The following is a 14,823-nucleotide window of genomic DNA, read 5'->3' as shown; positions in this document are numbered from 1 at the left end:
CACTCCCGGATGATTGGTGCTGGTGCATGACGGTCACGGTGTTCCTGTTGGCGCTCGGTGCCACGTTGCGGGTCACACGGTTTCTCTCCGACGACTATCTGACGCGGAATGTGCGGGCGTTCTTCATCCGCCGCTTCGGTGAGGATCACGATCTCGCTTATTTGGCGGGCTGCCCGTGGTGCCTGTCCATCTACATCGGCGGCGGTATCGGCACCCTGGCGTGGTTCTACGGGGAGCATCCAGGGTTCCTGATCCCCGCGATCTGCCTGACCATCTCGTGGCTCGTCGGTATCGCGTCCACATGGTTGGACGGTGACGCCTGATGTCCGCACCGATCCGCAGGCGTCGCCCCGAATCCACGGCGTCTATCGAAGCTGCACGGCTCAAAGCGAAGTCGCAACGCACCACCATTACACGCCGCAAGATGCGGGAAGTGCCCGGCGCGATCGTCGCCCACATCAACATTCCGTACGACGGCGGCGGCGACCTCAGCCAAGGCCACCACTCGCTCACTGCGGCAGCGAAGATCGTCCACGGCGGCAACGTCGCGTCCTCCTCGAAAGCCCAGTTCAAGAAGCAGGCGTGGCAGAAAGACTCCTGGGAACTCCGCAGCCAGGTCGGTGAGTTCCGGTTCGCTGGTGACCGCATCGCCCGCGCTGTCTCGCAGGTCAAGTTCTTCGGCGCCAAGGTCGACGACCCACTCGCTGAACCCGATGCTCTCACCGAAGGCCCGGCGTTCGAACTGTCGAATGGGATGCTCGGCGACAAGGCCCGCACGCAGCAGTCCGTGAAGCGGGCCGCGCAGCAGCTCTCGTTCTCTGGTGAATCGTTGCTCGTCGTCTCCCAGGACGACAACGGACGCCACCACCTCGACCCCATGTCCACCACCGAGCTGACCGGTGCCGGTAAGACGTGGACCGTCAACGACGGCATCGAGCCACGCAAGCTCACCGACGACGAGCTCGTCATCCGCTGCTGGACACCCGACCCCGAACAGTCCGCACTCCCTGACTGCCCGGCACGCGCTGTCCTGTCCAACGCACGGACGTTGCGGGAACTGTCGAAGCACACCAGCGCCCAAGTCGAATCCAGGCTCGCAGGTGCGGGCATGCTGCTGCTGCCGAAGGAAATCGAAATCGCAGCCGGGCAAGGCGACCCCGAACGAGGAGACGAAGACGACGACGAGATCGACCCGTTCGTCGCCGACTTGATGGACATGATGATGACCGCCCTGTCCGACCCGGACTCGGCGGCCGCGCTGGTGCCGTTGATCGCGAAGGTGCCGGCCGAGTACGTCGACAAGATCAAGCACCTGACGTTCGCGACACCGCTGGATCCGCAGGCGTCGAACCTGCGGGCAGAGGAGATCCGCCGCATCGCGCTCGGTATGGACTCGCCGCCTGAGGTGCTGCTCGGTATGGGCTCATCGAATCATTGGAGCGCGTGGGCAGTCGGTGAGGACGAAGTCACCCTCGCAGTCATCCCAACAGCAGCGACGATCGCTCACGCACTCACGATCGGCTGGTACCAGCCCGCCCTCCAACAACTCGGTGTACCCGACTGGGACCGTCACCAGATCTGGATCGACGCATCGGCACTGAAGCTCCGACCGGATCGTTCGAAGGACGCGCAAGCGTTGTACGAGAAGAAGGAACTGTCGGCGAAGTCGATGCGCGCCGAGAACGGTTTCGACGAGGACGACGCCCCGGAGGACGAGGAGCGGATCAACCGGGAACTGTGGGCGCTCGTGTCGGCGCAGCCTCAGCTGGGGCCTGCTCTGATCCCGTACCTGGTGCCTGGTCTGCCTCAGGAGGTGTTGGACGCTCTGTCGGGGATCGTGCCGGACGACACACCTGAGGAAGTGAACGACACCCCATCCGACGCTGCACCGACTGACGAGCAGCATTCCCTCCCCACACGCGGTGACACCGCGCCCGCGCAAGGCGACGCCGGCACCGGGGAGGAAACTCTGTGACCACCACAACCGTCGACGAGGCCGCCTTCCTCGCCTGCGAAATGGCCGTCCTCCGTGCCCTCGAGATGGCAGGGAAACGCTGCCGAGGAGTCTCACGCGAGCGCCGCAAGCAGCTGATCTCGCAGGTGCCGGACTACCTGCTGTACATGCAGCTCCACTACTCCGACATCAGCGCTGATGCTGACCGGATCCTCGACGGCGCATGGGCACACCTCCGACTCGTCCTACCGGGCCGCACCGACCTGTACCAAGCCTGCGACCGCTACGTCCGCGACCTGCTGGCCCGCCGCACCCCACACACCAAGGCCGCGCTCGCGGCAGTACTGGAGACGTCACTGTGACCGCACTCGCTCCGACAGCCACTCATCACGAGGTCGTCCTGTGGCTCGCCGCGCACGTCGACAAAGCGATCCTCGCGAACCTCGTCGTCGTGTTTCTCGAACAGGACATCGAGCACCGGGACGGATTGCTTGAGCAGCTCGCGGAGGTGTGGCAGCTGAAGGACCCCGAGGGCTGGTTGCAGTTCTCATCCTGGGCCGCTCGACGTGCCACCGTCTAAGGGCGTCGATCCGTTCCTGGCGCAGCGTCGCCGTACTGACGCGATCCTGACGGTAGGGGAGCGGAAGGCGCATGCGGCGTTGATCGTCGCGATGACCCGCTGGCTCGATGCCGCACGGGCGTTGGTGTTGCATCAGCCGCTCGACGTACTGACCGCTGCTGCGGGTGACCAGCCGCCTGACATCGATGCGGCGCGCGCGTCGTTCGAAGTGTGGTCGCGCGCGTTGATCGAGAACGTCGAACCCGTCCTCGAGGAAGCGTTCAGTGAAGGGTTCCGGCAGCAATCCAGGGTCGCCGACATCTCCCCAGTGCACTACCAAGAGGAACACATGCGGTCGGTGCACGACCGCCTGAAGATCTGGCCCGAAGGCGCATTCGAAGAACTCCGACCCGAGCTGCTGGAGGCGATGGCGGAGGGTGAGGACTACGACCAAGTCACCGACCGCATCGGCCGGATCCTGAACATCGACGCACCGTCCCGTCGAATCCGTGCCGAGATCTCGGAGATCGACCGCAAGCTCGCCGACGAGGCCACACCGTCAGCGGAGATCGCAGGCCTGAAAGGCCGCCGCCGACAACTGTGGGAGCAGCACGACGAGTCCCTGCTGGAGTGGCAGTGGAAGGCCCGACGCATTGCCCGCACCGAAGTGCACGGTGCGATGCAGGCAGGGACGTGGGCGGCTGCTCAGGCGTCAGCGCAGGCGACGGGGAAGAAGATGTACAAGGCGTGGCTCGCGACGTCGGATGAACGCACCCGTGTCGAGCATGTCGTCGCCGAGGGGCAGATGGTTCCGTTGGAGACGTCGTTCTCGGTGGCCGGCTATCCGATGATGTTTCCCGGCGACCCATTCGCACCCGGGCACCTCGTGATCCAGTGCAGGTGCAGTATGCGGATCCTCACCGAAGACGAAGTCCAGACCGAACTGCAAGGCCAGTGGGGAGGCCGCGGCGTCGGCCCCGGCAACGCGCGCCTCGGACCCGACCTCAACGACGACGTCACCCTGGCGATCGAGAAGTGGAAAGCCGAACAGCGCGGTGAGGTCGTCGGCGACAACCGACCGCCGTGGCAGCAGGAACGCGACGCCAGGCGTGAGGCTCCGACGGAACGGAACCCTGGCTGGACGGATGACGCGTTCGGGCCGCCACAGCAGTCCGAGACTCAGTCCGAGACTGTGGTCCCCGACGACGACGAGGATGATCCGTTCGCCGAGCATGACCGCTTGTTCGATGATGACGGTGATCTCGGTGACGACGACCTGGACCGCGACGCCCCGGACGAAGAACCATCCGGAAATTCCGGAGAGTTCGACGACGAGGACGACGAACACTTCGGGCCACTCGAACCCACCACCGTCGACGGCACCGACGAAGTCACCGACGGCCTCGCACGCCGCGACGTCCAGGACTACCCTGAACCGCTCCGCGAACGCCTGCAGGAGAACGGCGTCACCGTCGAAATCGCCGACACCATCCTCGACGCACCAGCAGGCGCATTCCTCGCAGACGACGAAGTCGACGACGGCCGCCCCTGGGACACCGTCGGCGGCGTCTACCTCAACTACGGCGACCAAGGCGGCGCCGTCATCCTGTCCGGCGTCGAGCACGGTTCCGAGAACATGGCGTTCCACGAGCTCTCGCACGCTGTCGACGACAAGTACCTGCACAACCAGCCGCTCACCGTGGAGTGGCAGGAGCAAGGTGCACGGCACCTACCGGCGTCGATCCGGCCTGCCGTCCAGCAGCCGTACCGACGCCGCATCACCCGCGTCACAGACGACCCGTATCTGGAGTGGGCGCACAAGATCGTCTTCGCCGAGAACAAGGCCGATCACTACTACGTCACCGGCAGCACCGGCGATGAGCGCTCCGGACGGGATGAATGGTTCGCCGAATCGCTGGCTGCGTTCCTCGTCGGCGCCACAGCGAAGATGCTCGAAGTGTCCGGTGGGAATCGTCGCGTAGTCGATGTGCTCACCTGGACGTTCCGACGTATCCTGAAGCTGTGATCCTCCCGGTGCTCCTCCTCGACGACGGACGGTATCTGACACTGTCCGGTGAGGTGCTGCCCGCGGTAACGATGGTGGCGGATGCGCGGAAGCGTGTGTTCACCACAGCGCGCGGGGATCGGATCGAGCGGCCGCCACTGTACGCGGACCGCGATTGGGATGCCGCCCGCGAGCTGGCGCCCGGTCCTGCTGTCACGTTGGCTGAGAAGCCCGCCTCGATCAATCGGTGGGTGAAGGCTGCCGAGCGCGGCGGCCTGGTCCTCGCCGAACTGACCGCCGTACCTGCCTGACTTATTCCCTCGTGCCCGTTCGGTTCCTGCTGTCTCACGAGTGACACGGATACAGTTATCGCTGTCCCCTGTGCAGCGAGGAGTAGCGGATGAGCGCGCCGACCCTGGATCGACCCGATACCGCCGACGCGGGTACTGAACTGCCGACTGGGTGGCGTGGCCCGATCATGCCGATGAACACCCGCTCCGGTGACCGGCGCGAGTTCCTGCTGGCGGATGGCGCGGAGCCGGGTGTGCGTCCGCTGCCGCAGCCGTTGAATGCGCAGAAGCAGCTCGCGGAGAACCACAATGGTTCGACGGTCGTCGGGCTGATCACGCGTGTGTGGGTGGAGGACGGGCATCTGTGGGCTGAGGGTCCGTTCGATCTGGAAGACCCGGAGGCGCGTGATTGGGCGGCGAAGGTGGGGCGTGGGATGGCGGGCTGGGTGTCCGCCGACATGTCCGACATTTCCGTCGAGCAAGTCCCGTTGGATGAGAACGACGAGGTGATCACCGACGAGGTGTTCGCTGAGTTCGAGGCTGCTCACAATGCGTGGGTGGAGGCCGGCGCTGAAGGCACTCCTCCACCCGGACCTGATGTGCGCGAGGTGTTGTACCGCGTCCCCAGCTGGAAGCTGATGGGCGTCACCCTCGTCTCCGGGCCCGCGTTCGAATCGGCGCGCATCGAACCCGTCTACGGGGAAGAGTTCACACCCGTCCACGCCAAAGACGCGCTCGTCGCTGCAGCAGCGGTGCACACCGGAGCGATGATCGCGCTCGTCCCGTCGGAGGAGGACTGCGCACGGTTGGCGGTCGACGGTTACGAGGCACCCGAGATTCTGCACACCACCCTCGTGTTCCTCGGTGAAGCAGCCGCATGGGACGACACACAACGCGATGCGCTCGAGCAGGCCGTGCGGGAACTCGGGTTGCCGACCTCGCTGCAGGGCAACGTCTTCGGTCACGCACGGTTGAACCCGGACGGTGACGAGCCGTGCGCCGTGTACCTCGTCGAAGCCGAAGGCCTGTCGTCGCTACGAGCCGCCACGTTCGGGGTCGTCGCCGAAGGCGGACTTATCGACGAAGTGTTCCCGAAGATCCCCGACCCCTACGACAACTTTCTGCCCCATGTGACTGCTGGCTATAACCTCGACGTCGATCAGCTCACCGAGACCGGGCCGATCCGCTACGACCGCATCCGGATCTCGTTCGCCGACACCGACGTCCGAGACATCCCCTTCGAACCCATCGGAGCCGCATTGGTGGCGTCGGGGATCGTGTACGACGCTGAGGATTTCGAGCAGCCCGAACCCGACGAATACACGATGGTCACCGTCACCGACGACGGGAAAGTGTTCGGGCACATCGCACCGTGGGACGGCTGCCACGCCGCGTTCCCTGATGCCTGCGTATCCCCGCCGTACTACCCCGACGACGACTACAACGCCTTCCACCAAGGCGGCCCGGTCGCCACCACCAACGGCATGGTCCGCGTCGGGAAGATCACCTTCGGCACCGGCCACGCAGGAATGCAGCTCGGTGTGCAGGGCGCGCTCGCGCACTACGACAACACCGGCACCGTCGGCGCCCTCGTCCGCTGCCGCAACGGCGAACACGGCCCGTTTGTCTCCGGACGGCTACTGCCCGGCCTGTCGGATCACCAGATCCACACCGTCCAGTTCTCGGCGGTGTCGGGAGACTGGCGCAAACTCCGACCCAACGCGCGCACATCGGCACGCCTGGAGCTGATCGCTGTCCTGTCCGTGAACAGCCCTGGGTTCATGGCGCCGAGGAACCGCGCCTTGGTTGCGTCGGGTGCGCAGACGTTGATCGCGTCCGGTGCACTCGTCACCTCCGATCCCGTACCCGAGGTGAAGCCGGTGCCGGCGTCGAAGCGCATCGCACTCGATCAGGTCATCGCCAACGCGACCCGCGCCACCCGGTGTGCTGCTGCCGCACAGAAGGTCCGGGACGCGCGCCTGTCGATGCTCCGCAGCCGTGTCGAACACCTCAAGGCCCGCCGCGTGGAAACACCCGAAGGCGCAAAACACTACGGCCAGCCCGTCGGCTCGATCATTGTCGACGACCCAGACGTACCGAACTTGCCCGGCGGAAAGAAATCCAAGGACACACCGGACGCCCCAGACACGACAGCCGACACCCCTGACGCACCCGAAGCCGACAGCAAAGAATCGAAGATCGACCCCGAAGACTCCCCGTACCTCGACGACATCGCGGCCCTCTACCGCGGCGACATGTACTACCGCGTCGACGACGAAGACGAGTACACCAGTGACCTAGAGACTCGACTCGAGAACGCAGGCATGTCCAGCAACGAGGACTACGTCCAGGAACTTCGGGACCGTATCGACGGCCAGCGCAGACCTGTCCCTGACTGGCCCGGAGCGGAGCTCGCCCAACCCTCATCGGAGGAAGTGAACTCAATAGCTGCGCAGTGGCGGTACTCGCAGTTCTACGACCATATCGACGACTGGCGCACCGAGTCCCGAGAGCTCCAGCAGAACGGCTGGAATCACGAAGACTGGGACGAGTGGGCCGAATCCCCATCTGTCGGTCCGCTCGTCGCGGCGATCGCACACAATCCGGAGACCGAGAGTCCGATCTACCGAGGCATGTCCGTGAATCAGGAGTACCTGGATCAGATGACCCCTGGTGCTGAGTTCTCGATGGGGATGTCGTCGTTCACGACGAATGAGCGCGTCGCTGGAAACTTCGCGCGAGACCCTGCGGGCGATGGCCGGCACGCGGATCTCGGTGAAGGTGCATCCAACCCGTTGGTTATGACCGTCGAGCCCGGAGCCCGTGCGGTGAACCTCGGTGACGGTGTAGAGGAGCACGTGACGATGGGACGGTTCGCGATCGTCGAACGAGTCGAACGTGACGGCACGGTGTACATAACCCTCAGGCAGACAAGTCCATTGGAGGCGTCGTGACAGAAGAAGCACGCAACATCCTCGACGAGCCGCAGGACATCACGTTCATCACGCCGTCTGATGAAGCATTGACAGCCGCGTCGGCGAAAACCGATGACCAGAAAGCGAAGCCACTGGAACGGTACTGGACCCAAGGGAAAGGCCTGGCCCGCTGGGCCGACTCTGCGACACCGTTCCGGACGTTGGTGTCCGAACTCCGCAAGGAGATTCCCGCCGACGAGATGACACCCGAACAGATCAACGGCCTCGCTGCTACCTACTACCGAAAGGTCAAGGGGGAGTGGCCCGGCAAGCGGGGCGGCGACAAGAAGGAACGACTGGCGCTCGCAGCGCAGCGTGTACGTGTGGGCAAGCTCGCGCTACTGCGGAGCCGAATCGATCGACTACAGAAGGGCTGACTCATGGGATGTAACTGCGGCGGTAGGAAAGCGGTCACGCATCAGGTGACACGACCCGACGGAACCACGAAATCGTATGGGACGGCAGCGGAAGCGAAAGCCGCAGCCACCGCGTCAGGTGGCAGCTATGAGCGGATCGAACACTAGGTTGACGACTGAACGGCACACCACGATATAGAGTGTGCGGTGTATCGCCGCTGGCCTCGGGCCGGGCACTTGTTGCCCGATTTGACCGCAGGAGGCCCGCGGTGGACATCACCCTTCAGGATCTCGTCAACGCCGTACAGGAAGCCGAAGCCGGCAAGGGCGCCGAAGCGCTCGCCGCGTTCCTCGCCGACAAGCCCGAGCTCGACATCACTGCCCTGAACCAGGATGCGCTGAAGCAGTTCAACGAACTGTTCGACGGCGCGAAGACTTCCGACGAGGCGACGAACGCTGTCGAGTTGCTCGGTGAGGTCATCGAGGGTCTCGGCGCGGAGCAGGGTCGCCGCGACAGTGTTGTCACCGAGCGCGCGTCGCGTCTGGATGCGTTGAAGGCGAAGGTCGAGAAGACCGCCGCTCCCGGTGAGGGCGACGAGACGCCCGCCGAGGGCGAGACCACCACGACTGCTGCCGAGGATGCTTCGGCTGGCGAGGAGTCGGAGGCGGGCGAGGCTGGTGCTGGCGGGGAAGCTGCATCGGCCCCCGTCGCCGAGACCGCAGCTCCTGCAGGCGAAGCCGTTGCGGAGGCGCCGTCGGGTGAAGCACTCGCTGCGTCGAACACTCCGGCTCCGCGTCGCCGTCAGCCGCGCGTCGATCTTGCTGCGATCCGTGCCACCGCGCCGAAAGCTCAGGCCCCGGTGGAGCAGAAGCAGCTGTCGGTGATCACCGCCGCCGCCGACGTCCCCGGCGTGTCGATGGGTTCGAGCCTGGAAGGGATCAAGGGTCTCACCGAGGCCGCCGTTGCTCGCATGAAGGCACTGCCGACCGGACCGGTCGCTGGCGGCCCCGGCGGCGACGAAATCCACGGTGCCGGACAGCGCGTCTCGGCGGGTATCGCGTCGATCTCGAACATGTTCCCCGCCGAGTTCGGTGTGAATATGCGCGACGGTGACGAAGCCGCTATCGCGCTCGCCACCGACGAGTCCCGGCTGCCCGGTGGTTCGCTCGTGGCGTCGGGTGGCTGGTGCTCCCCGTCGGAGACGATCTTCGAGCTCGCGGGCGAGTTGGAGGCGATCACCAACCTGATCGACCTGCCCGAGGTTCAGGTCAATCGTGGCGGTATCCGCACCACCGAGGGCCCCGACTTCTCGACCCTCTTCGCTGGGGCCGGGATCGGTGTCGTCAAGACCGAAGCCGAGGCCATCGCTGGTTACACGAAGGCTGTGTATCGGGTGCCGTGCACCAACTTCGAGGACACCCGCGCAGGTGTCGTTCACACGGGTATCGAGGCGGGCATCCTGCAGAACGATGCGTACCCGGAGCTGACGCAGCGCGTCACCCGAGGCGCACTGGTCGCGCATGCGCACAAGGTGAATGCGGAGTCGATCCGTCAGGTCGAGGCTCAGTCGACGTCGGCCGGCACACTCGCATTCGGGCCGTCCGCCAGCACTGCGGTGCTGAACGGTCTGGTGCTGTTGGTGACGCACTACCGGTACAAGTACCGCGCCGCAGACACTATGTCGCTCGAGGTCAAGCTGCCCCTGTGGCTGAAGGAAGTGTTCCGTGCTGATCTGGCGGTCACCTCCGGGTGGTCGCGTGACGACGCACTGAAGGTCACGGACGCTCAGATCAACGCGTGGTTCGCGGTGCGGAACCTGTCGGTGCAGTGGCTGTACGACTGGCAGGACGCCTACACCGGAGTCACCGGCGGTTTCGGTGGCACCACGGTGCCGACGGCGTTCCCGACGTCGGTGAAGGCGATCGTCCACGCCCCGGGCGCGTTCATCCGTGGCCGTGGTGACGTCATCACCCTCAACGCCGTCTACGACTCGACGAACATCAAGGTGAACGACTTCCTCGTTCTGTTCGCTGAGGAGAAGCTGCTCGTCAAGCGCCGCCAGTACCTGTCCTATGTGGCGACGTTGCCGCTGGCGATCAACGGTGTGACGGGTGCACCGGCTGAGTTGACCGCGCAGGGTGTCATCGCTCCTCCTGCCTGATACCTACCTCGGGCCACCAGCCCCCCGGTGGCCCGAGGTAGCCCCACCCCAGCTATCTCAGGAGGAGTTTCGTGGCGACAGTCGCGCCCCCGAAGTACGTTGCCGCGCCGTCGGTGACGGCGTCACGGTTCGGACTGCTGTCCGCCGCAGACCTCATCCAGATCACGGACCCGCATGAACGGAACGGTGTGGAGTGGCAGTCCCCTCCCGCTGGTCCTGCGAAGTACACGCCGTATCAGTGCAATCCGGGTTCGGCGGACCCGATCTCGGTGGAGGACGGTCTGCCGGTCACTCAGGCGTCCCCGATCACCGTCTACAACGGATTCACCTGCCGCGCAGTCGGACTCTCCGAGGGCGAGATGCTCGACCATGCCCGTGCCGCGTTGGCGGGTGGGGAGCAGACCGCGCTCGAGCATGTCCTGTGGGGTGACGCAGACATCGACTTGAAGTTGATGGAGGACGGCGAAACCGACCTCCTCGCAGACGATCCCGTCTCGTTGGTCGCTGGCCTCGGGCTGCTGGAGAAGCACCTGAACGATTCGGGTGTCGGTGTCGGTGTCATCCACTCACCGCGTGAATACGCGCCCCTGTTCGCTGCCGAGCATCAGCTGGAGTCGGAGGCCGGCCGCAAGGTCACCGTCCTCGGCACCAGGTTGTCGTTCGGCTCCTACCCGGGCACAGGCCCCGACGGCACCGCCCCTGCTGCCGGTACCGGCTGGCTCGTCGCTACCGGCCCGGTTGTGGTGCGCCGCACCGAAGTCGTCCATCGACCCGACTCGTATGCGTCGTCGTTCGACCGCTCCAACAACGAGATCTTCCACATCGCCGAACGCACCTTTGTTGTCGCGTGGGACGACCGTGTCCGCGCAGCTGTACCCGTCACCCTCTAAGGAGTAGTTGTCATGCCTACGATCATTCCCGGCCCTGACACCGACGTCCCGGCGTTGGCACGCAAACTCCTCGACGCCGCCGATCACCCGTCCGAGGTCGCGACCGACACGTCGGGTAACACAACGGCTTTCGTGATCTCCGACGAGCTGGCTGAGAAGCTCGGCTACGGCACCGTCGACGTCGAAGAGCCCGAGGATGGCGACGGGCACGTCGACGTCAACGGGTCCACCGAATCCGTTGAACCCGGCAACGTCCACGAGGACAACGAGACCGTCGAAGAACCCAAGCGCGGCGGCGCTGGGTCCGGTGGCGAAGTCTGGTACGCCTTCCTCGAGGACCAGGGCGTCGAGATCCCCGACGACGTCACCGCCGACGACCGCACCGAACTGATCGCACTCTGGGATGCTCACAAGGCAGCGCAGGGCTGACACATGGCACCCGAGCTCGGCGCACTGACGCCGTTCCGGGCCGCCTGTCTGGCGGGGCCGCTGGGAGTAGTGATGCTCCTCGGCGGCCCTCGCCGTGTCGGCGGACCCTCGTACTCGACCGTCGTCGCTACCGGCGGCGAAGTCGTGTGGGGCATCGGATTCCTGATCCTGTCCGTCGCGCTGCTCGTCGCGAACCGGTGGTGGCATCGGCTCCTGTTCCACGCCTACATGGCTGCCGCTACCGGCTATGCCCTGTTCGTGGCCGCATTCATCTCCGCCGCATTCAGCATGTCCACGGCTGGACTGACGGGCATCGTCGTCTACGGCTGGGTCGCGTGGATGCACATCATCGCCGCCGCCGCTGTCTCGACCGGCGCGATCTCCCGATTCCTGCTGCGGGTACTCCGAATTCGGAGGAACTGATGCGCGCGCTCATCGTCCGGCGCGCGGGCGAGTTCGAGAAGACGACGTTCGACCTGTCGATCGCTGTCGGCATCCTGGGCCTGGTCCCAGGAACCGATATTTCGTCGGCGGTCCGGTTGGCGTTCCCGTCGTTCGCGTTCGTGTTCTTCGGCATCGTCACCCTCGCCGGTATCGGTGGCCGCATCGCAACATGGAAAGCAGACCGCGAGCGCACCATCGCCGACATCAGGCACGAATGCCAGGCCGAGTTGATCGTTCTCGCGATCCTCGGACTGTGCTGGGCGATGTACTCGGGCAGCAACTTCGTGCTCCTCCTCGAAGGGCGCTCGTCGACGATCCCGATGCTGATGGGAATCTCGATCCTCGTCGCATCGATCCGCCGCAGCATTCGTATCTGGCGGGACATCCGCAAGCTGAACCGTGCACTGGTCAATCCGAAGTCCGCTACCCCGCCGCCTCTCGGCGACCCGGACGATGAGAGCGGGGAGGTAGGAGGTGGCTGACGCCGCATCTCTGCTCGACACCATCGGCAAGGTGTTCGCGATCGTCTCCACGCTCGGCGTTGCTGTCCTCGGTACGAAGTTCTGGCAGTGGCGATCCGAAGCGCGTAAGGCGGCAGCTGACGCCGCGAACGGTGAAGCGACAGCCGGGGAGACGCTGGTTCAGACAGCGATGCAGCTGATGAACCCGGCGCTCGTCAACGCCATGGGCAAGCGCCTGACGGTCCTCGAGACGTGGGCTGAGAAGGAACGCGAATGGCAGGGCGAAGTCCTGTCCGAAGCGCGAGCGCATGGATGGACGCTGCCGGCGCCCCCGCCGTTCCCGAGACCCGGTGGCGACAATCCGCTCGCACCGAACCCGACGCCGTAGGAAGGGAGTGACATGACGACTGTGTTCGACAACTTCTCCGACGGCCGCCTCGCCGGGCTGCAGGGGAAAGTGTTGCTGCAGCCGGTCGGTGCCCGCGCGTCCTCGGACGGCACCCGCACTGTGTTGGGTGCGAAGTTTGCTGTGCTGGTGCCTGCGTCGGGTGCGTTCACGGTGAACGTCGATGCCGGGCATTTCCAGGTGTGGCGGGAGTTCCTCGGGTTCACCGACGGCCCGCATCACATCGTGGTTCCTGCGTCGGGGACGGTGCGGTTGCGGACGTTGATGCAGTCGACGGGTGCGCCTGCACCGCCGCCGGGTTCGGTGATCAATCTCGGTGGTGTGCTCGGTGCCCGGAAGGTGACGGCCGCTGAGTATGCGGCGCTCGGTGTGAACGCTGATCCTGCTGTCCTGTACGTGATCGTCTAAGGAGTAATCGTGGCTGTCTCTGGTGTGCCGTACGGGCTGGCGTTGCAGTCGTTGGCGGCGAAGGAAATCAATCTGGCGTCGGACACGCTGAAGGTGATGCTGTGCACCGCCTCGTACACGCCGAACCGGGATACGCACCGCTACAAGTCGTCGGTGACGAACGAGGTGTCGGGTACTGGCTATACAGCGGGTGGTGCGACGCTCGGGTCGGTGACGGTCACCTACGATGCGACGCTGCACCGGCTGGTGCTGAAGGCCGCGGACACGGTGTGGTCGGGGTCGACGATCGCGAACGCCCGCTACGCCGTCATCTACGACTCGACGCCGTCGACGGACGCGACGCGCCCGCTGCTCGGGTATGTCGACTTCGGTGAGAATCTGTCGTCGACGTCGGCGCCGTTCACCATCGTGTGGGATGCCACGTTGGGTGTGCTGTATCTGTCTGCGGCGTAGCTGATGTTGCGTCTCGACGGTGTGGAGCCGTCCGATCTGCGGGTCGGTCAGACGCCTGTGGTGGCGCTCGCTGTCGGGTCGGTGTTGGTGTGGCAGCGAGATCCGGGGAGTGCTCCGGTGACGGTCGCAGCCGTGCCGGTGATTGTGACGGTGAAGGTTCCGGCGCCTGTGGTGGCGTCGGGTGGCAGCGTCACCGTCCAGGTAGCTCCTGTCGTCGCGTCGCTGGTTGTGCCTGTCCCGGTGCCGTCGATCCCTCGCAGTGTTCAGGCGGTCCCCGTGTCTGCCGCTGTCGTCGTCCCCGCACCGGCTGTCGCAGTGGGTGCGCCGTCGACTCCGGTCACCGTCCAAGCTGTACCCGTCTCGGCGTCCGTCGTGGTCCCCGCACCGGTCGTCGCGATCTTCCCGACTCCGGTGTCGGCGTTCGCCTTCGGCGAGCAGTCGGGGTCGACGGCCGCGTCGAAGGTCGGCTCCTACACCCTCACCGCTGCGACACCGTCGAACGCGTGGGGAGGCGGCGCAGCGGTCGGACCGTTCTCGGGTGCGTTGGGCGCCAACACGACTCTCGCATCGTGGTCGCTCACCTTCGACGTCGTCGTCACCACACGACCCACCTCCGGTGACTTCTCGTCGATGGTGCACATCGGGTTCCCCGTCGACTACTACTTCGAGATCAACTCGGCCGGCATCTTCGACGTGTTCCTCGGCGGCGCAACCGCGTTCGAGGCACCGGCCGCGTTGGTGAACGGCACGAAGTATGCGCTGGCGGTGACGAAGACCGGGACGACGCTCGTCATCTACGTCAACGGTGTTGCAGTGCTGACGAACACCGCCATCGGGTCGACGAACGCCGCGAACTTCTCCAACGTCGCGAACGTCATCGCCGACGGCTTCTCCGGATCGATCGACAACCTCCGCTTGTTCGCCTCCGCGTTGACCGCCGCACAGGCCGCCAATGTCGCGGCCGTACCCGTGTAGACGGCTATCCTGTCCAGGTAGTGCTGCTGGCCTCGGGCCGGGCGGAGACCCACCAC

Annotated in this window: 17 protein-coding genes; all 17 read left to right on the top strand. The window is 65.4% G+C overall.

The features are described from left to right. Positions 1–26: 26 nt before the first annotated feature. The 17 genes from CHB96_RS07470 to CHB96_RS07390 all read left to right on the top strand — a co-directional run bounded on the left by CHB96_RS07470 (position 27) and on the right by CHB96_RS07390 (position 14,767). Positions 27–323, top strand: coding sequence for a hypothetical protein (locus tag CHB96_RS07470; protein WP_089244597.1), 297 nt, complete (start codon positions 27–29; stop codon positions 321–323). Next, complete coding sequence (locus tag CHB96_RS07465; RefSeq protein ID WP_089244595.1) at positions 323–1,975, top strand: hypothetical protein; 1,653 nt, start codon at positions 323–325, stop codon at positions 1,973–1,975. Before CHB96_RS07470 ends, CHB96_RS07465 begins: the two co-directional genes overlap by 1 nt. Next, on the top strand, positions 1,972–2,316 hold the full coding sequence (locus CHB96_RS07460; protein ID WP_089244593.1) for a hypothetical protein: 345 nt from the start codon (positions 1,972–1,974) through the stop codon (positions 2,314–2,316). The genes CHB96_RS07465 and CHB96_RS07460 overlap by 4 nt, the downstream gene beginning before the upstream one ends. Beyond that, a complete protein-coding gene (locus CHB96_RS07455) occupies positions 2,313–2,534 on the top strand; it encodes a hypothetical protein (RefSeq protein ID WP_089244591.1) in 222 nt (73 codons plus the stop codon). Before CHB96_RS07460 ends, CHB96_RS07455 begins: the two co-directional genes overlap by 4 nt. Continuing rightward, entirely contained in the window at positions 2,521–4,539 is a 2,019-nt protein-coding gene (locus CHB96_RS07450; protein WP_089244590.1) for a phage minor head protein, read from the top strand. Before CHB96_RS07455 ends, CHB96_RS07450 begins: the two co-directional genes overlap by 14 nt. After that, positions 4,536–4,829 (top strand): hypothetical protein, encoded by a 294-nt coding sequence (locus CHB96_RS07445; RefSeq protein ID WP_089244588.1) that lies wholly within the window; start codon positions 4,536–4,538, stop codon positions 4,827–4,829. The genes CHB96_RS07450 and CHB96_RS07445 overlap by 4 nt, the downstream gene beginning before the upstream one ends. 89 nt (positions 4,830–4,918) lie before the next feature. After that, positions 4,919–7,762 (top strand): 2'-5' RNA ligase family protein, encoded by a 2,844-nt coding sequence (locus CHB96_RS07440; RefSeq protein WP_089244586.1) that lies wholly within the window; start codon positions 4,919–4,921, stop codon positions 7,760–7,762. Next, the gene (locus tag CHB96_RS07435; protein ID WP_089244584.1) at positions 7,759–8,160 is read left to right on the top strand and encodes a hypothetical protein; all 402 of its coding nucleotides are present in this window, start codon (positions 7,759–7,761) and stop codon (positions 8,158–8,160) included. Before CHB96_RS07440 ends, CHB96_RS07435 begins: the two co-directional genes overlap by 4 nt. Positions 8,161–8,408: 248 nt before the next feature. Continuing rightward, positions 8,409–10,301 carry a major capsid protein gene (locus CHB96_RS07430; RefSeq protein WP_089244582.1) on the top strand — a complete coding sequence of 631 codons (1,893 nt, stop codon included), beginning with the start codon at positions 8,409–8,411 and terminating at the stop codon, positions 10,299–10,301. Positions 10,302–10,372: 71 nt separating this feature from the next. Next, the gene (locus CHB96_RS07425; protein ID WP_089244580.1) at positions 10,373–11,191 is read left to right on the top strand and encodes a hypothetical protein; all 819 of its coding nucleotides are present in this window, start codon (positions 10,373–10,375) and stop codon (positions 11,189–11,191) included. Between the two features lie 12 nt (positions 11,192–11,203). Further along, positions 11,204–11,620, top strand: coding sequence for a hypothetical protein (locus CHB96_RS07420; protein ID WP_089244578.1), 417 nt, complete (start codon positions 11,204–11,206; stop codon positions 11,618–11,620). Between the two features lie 3 nt (positions 11,621–11,623). After that, positions 11,624–12,043 (top strand): hypothetical protein, encoded by a 420-nt coding sequence (locus tag CHB96_RS07415; protein WP_089244576.1) that lies wholly within the window; start codon positions 11,624–11,626, stop codon positions 12,041–12,043. Continuing rightward, positions 12,043–12,546, top strand: coding sequence for a hypothetical protein (locus tag CHB96_RS07410; protein WP_089244574.1), 504 nt, complete (start codon positions 12,043–12,045; stop codon positions 12,544–12,546). Before CHB96_RS07415 ends, CHB96_RS07410 begins: the two co-directional genes overlap by 1 nt. Beyond that, positions 12,539–12,913, top strand: a complete 375-nt coding sequence (locus tag CHB96_RS07405) for a hypothetical protein (protein ID WP_089244572.1) — start codon at positions 12,539–12,541, stop codon at positions 12,911–12,913. The genes CHB96_RS07410 and CHB96_RS07405 overlap by 8 nt, the downstream gene beginning before the upstream one ends. A gap of 12 nt (positions 12,914–12,925) precedes the next feature. Continuing rightward, positions 12,926–13,339, top strand: coding sequence for a hypothetical protein (locus CHB96_RS07400; RefSeq protein ID WP_089244570.1), 414 nt, complete (start codon positions 12,926–12,928; stop codon positions 13,337–13,339). A 9-nt stretch (positions 13,340–13,348) separates the two neighbouring features. Continuing rightward, positions 13,349–13,792, top strand: coding sequence for a hypothetical protein (locus tag CHB96_RS07395; protein ID WP_089244568.1), 444 nt, complete (start codon positions 13,349–13,351; stop codon positions 13,790–13,792). 3 nt (positions 13,793–13,795) lie between these two features. After that, positions 13,796–14,767 (top strand): LamG-like jellyroll fold domain-containing protein, encoded by a 972-nt coding sequence (locus tag CHB96_RS07390; protein ID WP_089244566.1) that lies wholly within the window; start codon positions 13,796–13,798, stop codon positions 14,765–14,767. Positions 14,768–14,823: the final 56 nt, after the last annotated feature.

This window comes from Rhodococcoides kyotonense (assembly GCF_900188125.1).
Lineage (GTDB): Bacteria > Actinomycetota > Actinomycetes > Mycobacteriales > Mycobacteriaceae > Rhodococcoides > Rhodococcoides kyotonense.
This window is presented reverse-complemented; position numbering and strand designations above follow the sequence as displayed.

What these genes read in the sequence shown, in the direction of transcription:
- CHB96_RS07440 (WP_089244586.1), top strand. Translation starts at nt 4,919, where the DNA reads ATGAGCGCGCCGACCCTGGATCGACCCGATACCGCCGACGCGGGTACT.
- CHB96_RS07415 (WP_089244576.1), top strand. Translation starts at nt 11,624, where the DNA reads ATGGCACCCGAGCTCGGCGCACTGACGCCGTTCCGGGCCGCCTGTCTG.
- CHB96_RS07470 (WP_089244597.1), top strand. Translation starts at nt 27, where the DNA reads ATGACGGTCACGGTGTTCCTGTTGGCGCTCGGTGCCACGTTGCGGGTC.
- CHB96_RS07390 (WP_089244566.1), top strand. Translation starts at nt 13,796, where the DNA reads ATGTTGCGTCTCGACGGTGTGGAGCCGTCCGATCTGCGGGTCGGTCAG.
- CHB96_RS07465 (WP_089244595.1), top strand. Translation starts at nt 323, where the DNA reads ATGTCCGCACCGATCCGCAGGCGTCGCCCCGAATCCACGGCGTCTATC.
- CHB96_RS07420 (WP_089244578.1), top strand. Translation starts at nt 11,204, where the DNA reads ATGCCTACGATCATTCCCGGCCCTGACACCGACGTCCCGGCGTTGGCA.
- CHB96_RS07410 (WP_089244574.1), top strand. Translation starts at nt 12,043, where the DNA reads ATGCGCGCGCTCATCGTCCGGCGCGCGGGCGAGTTCGAGAAGACGACG.
- CHB96_RS07400 (WP_089244570.1), top strand. Translation starts at nt 12,926, where the DNA reads ATGACGACTGTGTTCGACAACTTCTCCGACGGCCGCCTCGCCGGGCTG.